This is a genomic window from Luminiphilus syltensis NOR5-1B (assembly GCF_000158175.1).
Taxonomy (GTDB): Bacteria; Pseudomonadota; Gammaproteobacteria; order Pseudomonadales; family Halieaceae; genus Luminiphilus; species Luminiphilus syltensis.
In genome coordinates this window covers 1,227,808-1,238,339 of the sequence record NZ_DS999411.1, presented here as the reverse complement: position 1 = coordinate 1,238,339, position 10,532 = coordinate 1,227,808, and the positions used below count along the sequence as shown (strand labels likewise).

Annotated in this window: 9 protein-coding genes and 2 pseudogenes; all 11 read right to left on the bottom strand. The window is 46.8% G+C overall.

What is annotated here, in order from left to right:
- Positions 1-280: 280 nt before the first annotated feature.
- Positions 281-1,132: a sulfotransferase family protein gene (locus tag NOR51B_RS05595; RefSeq protein ID WP_040481835.1), complete on the bottom strand. Its 852-nt coding sequence runs from the start codon at positions 1,130-1,132 to the stop codon at positions 281-283.
- Entirely contained in the window at positions 1,122-2,414 is a 1,293-nt protein-coding gene (locus NOR51B_RS05590; RefSeq protein WP_009021505.1) for a hypothetical protein, read from the bottom strand. The genes NOR51B_RS05595 and NOR51B_RS05590 overlap by 11 nt, the downstream gene beginning before the upstream one ends.
- A complete protein-coding gene (locus NOR51B_RS05585; protein ID WP_040481833.1) occupies positions 2,345-3,127 on the bottom strand; it encodes a glycosyltransferase in 783 nt (260 codons plus the stop codon). Before NOR51B_RS05585 ends, NOR51B_RS05590 begins: the two co-directional genes overlap by 70 nt.
- Positions 3,108-3,602 (bottom strand): acyltransferase, encoded by a 495-nt coding sequence (locus tag NOR51B_RS15920; protein WP_407635213.1) that lies wholly within the window; start codon positions 3,600-3,602, stop codon positions 3,108-3,110. Before NOR51B_RS15920 ends, NOR51B_RS05585 begins: the two co-directional genes overlap by 20 nt.
- 4 nt (positions 3,603-3,606) lie before the next feature.
- Positions 3,607-4,740, bottom strand: a complete 1,134-nt coding sequence (locus tag NOR51B_RS05580; protein ID WP_009020412.1) for a glycosyltransferase family protein — start codon at positions 4,738-4,740, stop codon at positions 3,607-3,609.
- A 26-nt stretch (positions 4,741-4,766) separates the two neighbouring features.
- A pseudogene (locus NOR51B_RS15775) lies at positions 4,767-5,197 on the bottom strand (GDP-mannose 4,6-dehydratase).
- Positions 5,198-5,232: 35 nt separating this feature from the next.
- Positions 5,233-5,721 (bottom strand): GDP-mannose 4,6-dehydratase, encoded by a 489-nt coding sequence (locus NOR51B_RS15915; protein ID WP_407635207.1) that lies wholly within the window; start codon positions 5,719-5,721, stop codon positions 5,233-5,235.
- A 489-nt stretch (positions 5,722-6,210) separates the two neighbouring features.
- Positions 6,211-6,408, bottom strand: coding sequence for a glycosyltransferase (locus NOR51B_RS15910; protein ID WP_081443896.1), 198 nt, complete (start codon positions 6,406-6,408; stop codon positions 6,211-6,213).
- 405 nt (positions 6,409-6,813) lie between these two features.
- Positions 6,814-7,966 (bottom strand): annotated as a pseudogene (locus NOR51B_RS15160) (DDE-type integrase/transposase/recombinase).
- A gap of 452 nt (positions 7,967-8,418) precedes the next feature.
- Complete coding sequence (locus NOR51B_RS05560; protein ID WP_040481830.1) at positions 8,419-9,390, bottom strand: GDP-L-fucose synthase family protein; 972 nt, start codon at positions 9,388-9,390, stop codon at positions 8,419-8,421.
- Positions 9,390-10,514 carry a GDP-mannose 4,6-dehydratase gene (gmd, locus tag NOR51B_RS05555; protein WP_040481829.1) on the bottom strand — a complete coding sequence of 375 codons (1,125 nt, stop codon included), beginning with the start codon at positions 10,512-10,514 and terminating at the stop codon, positions 9,390-9,392. The genes NOR51B_RS05560 and gmd overlap by 1 nt, the downstream gene beginning before the upstream one ends.
- Positions 10,515-10,532: the final 18 nt, after the last annotated feature.

Sequence of the window (10,532 nt, the reverse complement as noted above, 5' to 3'; positions counted from 1 at the left end):
AAAGGACCTGGCGGTTCGAAATTTAACCCGGAAATTACATGCAACGGGGGTGTTACCATCGTCAGAAAAGCCGCCCACATTAACGCACTGCTGGCTTTGATCGTGTTCAATTCCACGAATTGATTTTGTTCAACACGTTTATTATTGCTGGCTACGTCATCCATAAGGTGAGTATCCACTTATCAAAAAAGAACAGCCTTAGTCTTATATCCATAATCTACTCTTCTAGACCGAACTATGGACTCCAGTAATGATTGCTACTGAGAAACGGGATGCGTCGCTACCTGATCACTTCAGAATTAAAAATTTCCGTTTTGATTGGAACAGGCTCAGCAGCAACTTCGCCCAAAAACTCTTCCGCGAGGGAAATGTCGCTGCGGTTAATATCAATCGGCGAAGCCGTGTAAATCAATTTATTTAAGAAAACCGATGACTTGCAGCGCTGAAGCGTAGAAAATTGTCTAGTTTTCCTGAGCGTGCCTGCAACAGCTCTACCGATTCGGGCGACCGATGCGGATCTAGGCTGAACAGAGGCATTTTTATTCAACGCAGAGAAATCAATATCTGGCAAATCGACGCCTAGGCCGCTCAAAATTGTAACCGCTGCCGCTTCTGGGTCGTTATTTAACTCCGAGAAGGCAACAGCAATAATCTTGTTGTTGGGCGCAAGCTCTAATAAATTACTGAGGAGGTTAGCATTAGAAAAGTCTATCTTTTTCAAGCAGTTCAGATATTCAGCTAAAGACAACCTCCTGCCTTGCTTCAACTCGAATCTATAACATGAAAGCAGACGCTGCAATGGGTCCCTCAACATGATAACGAATACTGAATCAGGGAAAAACTCTAAACATCGAGGCACCACCCACTCAATATTCATATAATATTGATTAGAAATATCTCCAAATGCTTTGGTTTCCTGGTTAAAGCGAAATAGTGATAGGTAATCTGAATAGGAAAGATTAGACCCTTCAGAAAAAAAATAGGCTTCTTTTATCTTCGAATTTGCGATGTGATCACATTTTTTAAATAACTCATACAGCCAGGTGGTCCCCGCCTTACCTGGTCCGACAACACAGAAATGTGTTGGACTAGGCAGTATCGAGTCCTGACATTTATCGATTTTAGTTTCCAATGACAAACTCATTTACGGCCTTAAATCTTTTCCTGCGTTCCGCTACTAAAGACGAAGAAATCAGGATTAAAGCTAAATATGCCCAAACGCCAGGGCCAAAACCCCCCCCCCGAGAAAAACCGATCAACACAAAACCGACACCCAACGGCCACCAGGTGAGCGTAGCGCGACCGATTACGAATATAATTGCTGTAGTTCCTAGAAGCCCAAAGGCGGTCTGATTAATGGCGAAAATATTCCAGATCTGTCCCCGTCTCGGATGATCAGGATAAACGGATAATACAAATTCGGTTACGTCTCTCCCACCAATGCCAAAAAACAATCCCCAACCCTCTTGATAGGCTACGCCAACCCAGCTCATGATAATTCGCTTACTTGCAGAGCCATCTTCTCCGCTAATTAAGAGCAAGATCCTTTTCAAAGCGATCTCTACGATCTCAGGATTCCACCACATGATGCACAATGAGAATACTAGAATGCATCCAATTAAGGAAAACGCGATTCCAAGTCCGCCTTTCCACAACACCATCGCCGTCAAGGAAATCGCATAAATATAGCCAGATAGCGAAGACGTCAGAGCGCAGCTTAAAATTGTGGGAAATATCAACCGGAAAAAGTCTCCTTTATTAAAGAGTTGCTTTTTCCGGTTGAACTGTGTCGCAAATAGACACAACGCTATAGCAAATATAAAGCTCGCAGCATAAGAAGGCTCAGAAAAAATCGAAACAAAAACCGGCACTTGAATGCCGGCGAACCTATTGTTTATTTCGACGGGGTGAGGATCTAGAACTCCTAGGCCCAACAGCAGCATGCGAATAAAACCAAAAGTTAATACCACGTAGAGTGTAGTTTTCAAAAAGTCCGAAAAACTAGCTTCTGTCCACCGAACGCAGAGCATAGAAAGAGAAAAGGAACCCAGAAATAGAATTTTCGCATTATTAAATAACATGGAAGCGAGACCGGACTGGCCAAAATAACCTGGGTCTGATAAGAGAGACAAGCATGCCGACGCTAAGCAACATAACAAATAAAATAAAAGCCACACCTGCTCCTCGCGGCCTTGATGGTTTGGAATCGCCGATCTCAAGTTATATAGTAGAAAAATCAAAGTGAAGATGTAGGGAGAATATTTGATTACTACGATATCACTTTGTAAAGGAAGAAATCGAGCAAAATCAAAAAAAATGCCTATTAATAATGCCGCGCGCACCATCAATAGACGCTCTTTATAACTGACCGCAAAAAATGATTTAAATATACCCGAAAAATAAAGGCCTTGCATCGAATAGAGGATTCGTCATGTCTTCTTAATAATTGGTAATACTCTCTTATCCACGACCCGTTGGAACTCCGGCCACCAGCCCGAAAATATCCAACCACTGTATTGACTGCACCGAACTTCAGACCAGCTCCTCTCGCTCTAAACATCCAATCAACATCGGCCGCCACCCTGTAGGAGCAATCATAATTACCAATGGCCTCATAGCAAGTGCGCTTAGCAACCATTCCAACGTGCGAAAACGGCGGCCGAAACGAGGTGCCTTCTAGAAATCCCTTTAGATTTGGGTGCCAATCCTTAGTTCCCGCTTGTCTTATTCCCTCCGCCACATTCTGTTTTCCAGAGAACTTAGTTACAATTCCACCGACAAGGTCGCAACCTTGGGTAAGTAAGTGTAATTGTCCGACAGTACCATTCACAGCTACAATATCATCGGCATTTAATATCAAAATAGATGCGCCGTCGCTAATCTGAATTCCTTTATTCATAGCTTCATAAATCCCACCATCAGGCTCTTTTATTTCTCGAACTTTGTACTTCGCTTCCTGCCGGTAGGATCTAACAAGCTCAGAGCTACCGTCGTCCGACATGTTATTAATAATAATATGCTCTAAGCGCACCTGATTAGACAAGGCTTGAACGGAAGATAGTGCCTCCGGCAAGGTGTCTGCTGCGTTATATAAAGGCGTTACAATACTAAGATCCGTTTTTTCCATCCGTGAGAGGCGCTCTTTTCCCTATTACATTCTGTCCATTTGTTCCTACCACGTCCCACGCTCCGACGGACCTATGGACGACGGTACCAGCGGCTATTATGGATCCGTGGCCTAAAACAACCCCCGGCAAAATTACGCAGCCAAAAAATATAACCACTTCATTATTGACAGTTACCGCGCGGTCTCTAAGGGGAAACGAATTGTTATTGATGTCGTGATCTTGTGTCAGGACTGTCACCATGGGAGATATTCTGGCTCCGTCTCCAATTTTTAATCCGCCCCGACTATCCAAGACGCAACCCCATTCAATTCTGACACAATCACCAATCGAAAGGCCACGAAACGTATAAAAATAGACACTCCTAGCAATAAAGCAGTTGTCGCCGATTCGAATGCCTAGCAGCCTAAGAAATAGAATTCTCCAAGCGTTAAATATTAATAGACTATAAATAAATCGGATGAGATTCTTCCCCATGTATTTAGCAAGCTTCACTTCGGCTCTTCACCTCCACAAACCTTGCAGTAAATGCGTTTCGTTCGAGAAACTTTTCATACCGCTTAGATCGATTTAAACGCTCCTTGGCTGTCAGTTTTTTTAGATTATTTAGAGCCGCCTCAAGTTGTCCGGCGTCACTGAAGTTAAACGTGTTGCCCATTCCGTTAGGAATCTGCTCTTCACAAGCGCCAACGGAGGTAGAAATAAGCTGGCAGCCAAAGCCAAGTGCGCAGGTGATAACGCTACTTTGCGTCGCAGCAGTGTATGGGGTGATAACGGCATCGCTGCTCTGTAATAAAAAAGTCAATTCCTCGTCACTGTAGCGGCGCCTTATTATGGCTCCATAGTTTGGGGCCAAACTATCTCCTGTGCTGGTATCTGCCTGGTTGTTAAGCCTTCCACCAACAAGAAAAATAAAAAATATGTCCTCAAATTTGTTAGAAGCTAGATAGTCCAAGATCTCGAAATAGCCGTTTTCTTGTCGAGCGTTCGACAGAAACGACACCACAATCTTTCCCGACATGCTTGGCACCAGATTCTTCAAGTCTTCTTGGCAGGAAGCAATTGAACCAGCCACACCTCGCCAATCAAACCAGCGTTTATAGGATGGCATTGCAACCGATGTAGTTACAGCCTGACTCGCTAAGCGAGATTCTACCAGTTTTCTTTTCGTATAGTTTGATAAGGTCACAATCTCGCCCGCTAGGCCATAAAAACATCTTACAGCTCGGCTAGGTTTTATTTGCTTAACTAAGCAGTTGGGGAAAGGCTTATGCACAATATGGATCACATTAACCTTTAAAATCTTCGCGCCCAGCATTATGCATGCATCAATATATGGAAGGCGCAGGCTCGTCGTATATATTAAGACAGATCTTGTTCGCGCCGCACGTCGCAAGAAGTTCACGATGCCGGTGGACAATTGTGGCATTTTTAAAAAGCTGCCAAAACCCAATGCGGGTAAGCATTCATGTTGACCGCAGAGATCCCATGAATATTTTCCCCCGGGGCCCGAAAAGATAACTGAGAAACCCGCCTCAGTTAAGGAATATGAAGCAACTGAAAGAAACTGAGGATCTCTATTGTAAATATCCAACCAATATATACTTTGACTCACCTTCAAAAATCCTCATATTCGTTTGTTTAGGTGATGTCATCCCCCTCAATGAAACCGGCGATTACATCATCGACTGTCCTTTTAGCTTCCCAGCCTAAGTCGATCTTTACTCTTTGCGGGTTGGCTACGCTAAAGTCAATTTCCTGCGGGCGAGTTAACTCATTAGTTTGCGTTACGAAGTTCTTGTAATTCAAGCCTCGAAACGCAAATGCCTTATCCACAAAAGACTCCAATGAACACGGAACCCCTGTTCCGACAACATAATCACGTGGCAATGAGCCTTGCAGCATTAGCCACATCGCCTCTACGAAGTCAGGAGCCCACCCCAATCACGGACGATATCGAGGCGCCCAAGCGTGAGGCATTTTTTCCGCCCTTCAGATATGGCAACTGCAGCATCACATATCTTTTTCGTCACATACCTACCTCCTCTCAGAGGCGACTCATGATTGAACAAAAGACCAGTACACGCATAAAGGCCATAAACGACCTTTAATTTCTAGCTAGATAGTATGATGACACTTTTCCTACAGCGTACGGGCTAAGCGGGTTGAATGCTGTAATTTCTGTTGCTCCCTTAATGGGGGTGTTTCCAAAGCATTCACTGGAACCGGCAATATATACTCTGCTACTAGAGTAGGAGAGTCTACATGCTTCTAAAACATTTAGAGTTGCGTTCGAAAAGCTCTCGATGGTTTCACGAGGGCTCGAAAACGAAGTGCCGACCGACGACTGACCACTTAGCATGTAGATTTCGTTGGGGTTGATTGATCCTACGATTTCAAGAACACTTTGGAAGTCAACGACATCAGCAACCAAAATCTTTATTCTGTCACGTATATTTAATTTATTCAGGTTGCACTGGATCTCGGAGGAAGGACGTCTTGTAACGCCAAAGACGTGATAGCCTCTTTTTAAAAGTAGGGTGGCCAACAAGCTACCATCTTGGCCCGTAACCCCAAAAATCAACGCCGATTTCATTTAACGACTTGGCCGATTTGGGCTGAGCTTCAACATCTCGATGATTATTTTTTTGGTAAGCATATATTATTACCCACCCGGATTAACCCCTACGTCCAATATGTAAATATTCTAGTGACCGGCGTCTTCCAGCTGCTTTGTGGTTGTTACTTGAAAATCGGCACCCCAGAGATAGGCCAGAAGTGTTTGCGAAGCCTAGGTAGGTTCGTCCGACCTAAGAAAGCTCCCGAAATCAGAAAACTACTGCATTCGCGGCAAAAGCACCCCTATAATGCTACAGAATACCGTCGCTCCGGTAACCATTTCGATGCAGTTTTAATACGCTGCGAGAAATAGCTCACTAGGACGATTAAGCCAACGCACCGGCATACATCGCCGCGTAATGCGCTTCAATATCTGAACAAGCGAATTTTCGCTCTGCCTGTTGGCGAGCTTGGCTTCTCAGTCTGTTAGTGCTTCGCTCGTCCAAAACCCATGCAATGCCTTGAGCTAGATCCTCAGTATCAAATGGGTCGCCAGATACCCCGTACGTTTGTGGTCAATGGTGCCGGGTAGTCCGCCTATATTAAACGCAACAACTGGCGTGCCGCACGCATGGGCTTCTCGCGCGGTTTGCCCGAAGGCTTCTTGGCGTGAAGACACCACTTTGACCTCGCTAGCGCTATAGTGCGCACAGGCTAAGGCCATCTTGTAGATGTCCAGTGTAATGAATCGGAAAACCTAGATCTAATTGTGATTGGGGCGCGTGCTGCAAGAATATGACCAACAGCATATTTCTAGTTCGGGACTCTTCGCGGAGATAGCTAAGCGCCTCATCAAGCAAATCTAAACCCTTTCTTACATCTTCCCCGCCACCAATTGCACCGAACGCAAGCAACGGGACGTCACTAGGCAGCCCTAACAAATTTCGTGTAAATCCGTAGTCTAGCGGTCGCGATACTTTAAGGTACTAAAGTACAATGAATGCACGTTACTGGCCAATCCCGCATTAAAAGACCCTCGCATACCGATTCAGTCTGTATGTCTGCAAGGGATCTGGTACCAATCGGGCCGTTTTCTAAGAGACACTTTTCTGCCAGTTGCTTCTCCAGTCTAGCCTGCTAATTGCAGGTTGTGTTTTTTCCGCTTTGTCATAGTCCTGGCCTTAACCAGCGCCCGTTGATCCAGAATTTCGTTGCGCCGGCCTTCAAACATGTTGGCTGGTGTGTCATTGTCCAGCGGACTCGTAGTTGTAATCATCCACCCACGCGGCAATGGCCTTTTCCAATTCCCATGGGAAGTAGTAATGCTCTAGCTTCACTACATTCTTCATTGAGCGGTGATAACGCCCGATCTTGCCCTGCTTCATCGTGTGATCAGGCGCTCCTCGGGTGTGTTCCTTATCCAAGTGCTGCAACCAGGATTTAAGCTCACCGCTGATGTAGCAGGGTCCGTTATCCGATAACAGGTGTGGCTTGTGCTCGGCTCTCGCCTCGGAAAGGGGGCGTCCTCCAGCGTGTCTGTTGCATCTGCAGTTGCCACCGTGGTCGTCAGCCGCCAGCTGATGATGTAGCGGGAGTAAGCAGCTAACGCCGTGGGCAGGGAGTACCAACCCCAGCCTACTACCCGGAAATAGGTGAAGTCGGTTTGCCACAGCTAATTGATCCTGCATGTTGCGTTCTGGAACTTGTCCGAGGCGTTCACCACGACAAACTTGGGGCGGGTGATTAGATCATGGCCCTTGAGAACCCGATAGACATTGAATTCCGAGACAAAGTAGTCATGGGTGTCGGTGATGTGCCAGGCCAGTTCCCGGGGTGTCAGGTCAGGAGGCTCAAGCGCGACGTCCACAATCAGTTCCCGGACCGAATCAGGGATACGATTCCAATGCTGGCGTACCGCCCGGCTTTGATTCTCAAGGCCCTCCAGACCACCCTGCTCATAGGACCGATACCAGCGGTGGAACTACTACAGCTCAGCCACCGCATGCTTTGGATTCTTGTTCTGGCGCTTGGACTTCATACGTATTAGCTTCACGAGACGTATCTCCGTCCAGCCGCATCATGCCGGCTTCACGGAAGTCCTTGCTCCAGCAGTAGTAAAGGCTGGGGTTAATGCCTTCCTTGCGGCACAGTTCACGGATCTAACTCTCGCCCCGCAGGCCATCCAGAACAATGCGGACCTTTTCCTCAGTGGAGAACTTGCGACGGATATCCTTAACCGTCTTCTCAGTGTTGGACACGCTCATAATGAGACGCCTCTGCATCAGTTTAAAAGTAGCAGAAGCCTCTCTTGGTGAATCAGGCCTATTGGTCAGTCTTGCTTTGACGGCGCACAATAATACGAGATGGTATCATCCGGCTTGAGGTATGCGGTGCCAACTAGGCACAACAAATAGACCACTAAGCCCCCTATGAGTTGCAGTACCGCTTATGTACCCAATGTTTCGCCCATACAATTGGGATCACGCACAATATCGCGTATAAAGATAGCCTGCAGGCCCAACGCGGCGATGCCGCCAAGTCAGCCAAGGAAGGAAGTCGCGAAGTTCAATTGCCCGATTTGCTGAGGGCCAAGGTAACGAGCAATCCAAACACCGTCAAACTCCTACGCCCAGACGTCGGAGTTTGTCGAAGAACAGCCAGCTGATGTTATCGATGATTTTTATCAAGCTGGGGCGATGCGCAATACGACGGTTAAGAAAAAAGAGAACGATATTCAACTCTTCTTCTTAAAGTCTGAATATGCTTTAGCCAGCCCGTTTCTAAGACTCGTTTCGGATCGCCAGCCGAGGTTTAAAATACGATTACTATTCATAAGTTTGCGCGGACTACCGTCTGGCATGCTTGAGTCGAATGCTATCGCTCCCACATATCCGACTACATCTGCAATCAATTCGGCCAAATCTTTAATGGCGATATCAGCACCCGCGCCGACGTTTACATGACTACACCCTGGCTTGGTATATTCACTGTACTCGGCTTTATCGAGATTCATGATGTACACGCAGGCTCGTGCCATATCATCAACATACAGAAACTCTCGCTTTGGCTTGCCAGTGCCCCAGACCTTTACAACCGGCGTGTTATTTTCTTTCGCTTCATGAAACCTTCGAATCAAAGCTGGAATAACATGACTGTCTTCTAGATGGTAATTATCACCAGGGCCATAAAGATTAGTAGGCATCACGCTTCGATAATCAATGCCTCGTTCAGATCCGTACTGCCGGTTATAGCTCTCGCATAGCTTTATTCCTGCAATTTTTGCGATGGCGTAGGGCTCATTGGTTGGCTCTAGCGGTCCGGTTAGTAGGGTTTCCTCGGAAATCGGCTGTTCAGCGAGCCGGGGATAAATACAACTTGATCCTAGAAACAGCAATTTCCTTATGCCTGCAGTGAATGCGCCGTGAATCACATTTGCCTGAATCATAAGATTCTGATAAATAAATTCGCCGGGATACGTGTTGTTAGCGTATATGCCGCCAACCTTGGCGGCAGCGAGGTAAACCTGATCAAGCGCCTTCTCTTTGAAAAACTGTGAAACTTGGTGTTGATTGGTCAGGTCGAGCTGAGAGCGGGCCCTGGTAACCAATTCTATGTTGGGGTTACCATGAAGCTGACGCACAATCGCGCTGCCCACCATACCAGTATGGCCCGCGACGAAAATTATGGTCGGGCCGTGGTGCTTCATTATTGAGGATTCTCTACTGAAACTGATATCCCATGCCCGTGCTGATCCAAAAACGCATGGCGTCGCGCGATCTTCAAGTCCTCAGCAATCATTTCTGCGCACATTTCCTGCGCCGTAATTTCGGGCCTCCAACCAAGCGTATTCATTGCTTTGGATGGGTCGCCCAATAACGTCTCTACCTCAGCGGGCCGAAAGTATCTCGGATCCACTCTAATCAAAATGTCGCCCACGGATACCGCAGGCGCATCTTCGCTGGTGACTGATGAAACCCTCGCAACTTCCTCGACTCCAACCCCTTCGAACACCAATTCAATCCCTAATTCGCGCGCTGACCACATAATGAATTCACGGACCGAGTGTTGGGCACCGGTCGCTATAACGAAATCCTCCGGTCGCTCCTGTTGTAGCATCATCCACTGCATCCTCACATAATCTTTAGCATGGCCCCAATCGCGGAGTGCATCCATATTGCCCATATATAAGCAACTCTCCAGCCCCAGAGCTACATTGGCCAATCCCCGTGTTATTTTTCGGGTCACAAACGTTTCACCTCGTTTAGGAGACTCGTGGTTAAACAGGATGCCGTTGCACGCGTACATGCCGTAAGCCTCCCGATAGTTAACGGTTATCCAATATGCATATAGCTTGGCAACTGCATAGGGAGAGCGTGGATAGAATGGCGTTGTTTCTTTTTGCGGCGTCTCTTGGACGAGACCAAAAAGCTCCGACGTTGATGCCTGATAGAAACGCGTTTTCTTTTGAAAACCGAGGAAGCGGATCGCCTCTAGCAGTCGAAGTGCCCCCATGGCATCAACATCAGCGGTGTATTCCGGCGACTCAAAAGAAACCGCCACATGCGACTGAGCACCAAGGTTATAAACCTCATCGGGTCGAACTTCACTTAAAATGCGCGTCAAGTTTGACGAGTCGGTAAGGTCTCCATAGTGCAGCACTAGGCGTTGATGCTCGACATGTGGATCTTGGTAAAGGTGATCAATCCGCTGAGTGTTGAACTGCGAAGCACGGCGTTTTATGCCATGTACTTCGTACCCTTTCTCAAGCAAAAGTTCAGCCAAGTAGGCGCCATCTTGGCCGGTGATGCCAGTTATCAGTGCTTTTTTCAAACTAAGTGAACCCTATTA

Excerpts from the sequence above, each read along its gene's own strand:
- NOR51B_RS05585 (WP_040481833.1), bottom strand. The coding sequence starts at position 3,127 with ATGGAAAAAACGGATCTTAGTATTGTAACGCCTTTATATAACGCAGCA.
- NOR51B_RS05590 (WP_009021505.1), bottom strand. The coding sequence starts at position 2,414 with ATGCAAGGCCTTTATTTTTCGGGTATATTTAAATCATTTTTTGCGGTC.
- NOR51B_RS05560 (WP_040481830.1), bottom strand. The coding sequence starts at position 9,390 with ATGAAGCACCACGGCCCGACCATAATTTTCGTCGCGGGCCATACTGGT.
- NOR51B_RS15920 (WP_407635213.1), bottom strand. The coding sequence starts at position 3,602 with ATGGGGAAGAATCTCATCCGATTTATTTATAGTCTATTAATATTTAAC.
- NOR51B_RS15915 (WP_407635207.1), bottom strand. The coding sequence starts at position 5,721 with ATGAAATCGGCGTTGATTTTTGGGGTTACGGGCCAAGATGGTAGCTTG.
- NOR51B_RS15910 (WP_081443896.1), bottom strand. The coding sequence starts at position 6,408 with ATGGCCTTAGCCTGTGCGCACTATAGCGCTAGCGAGGTCAAAGTGGTG.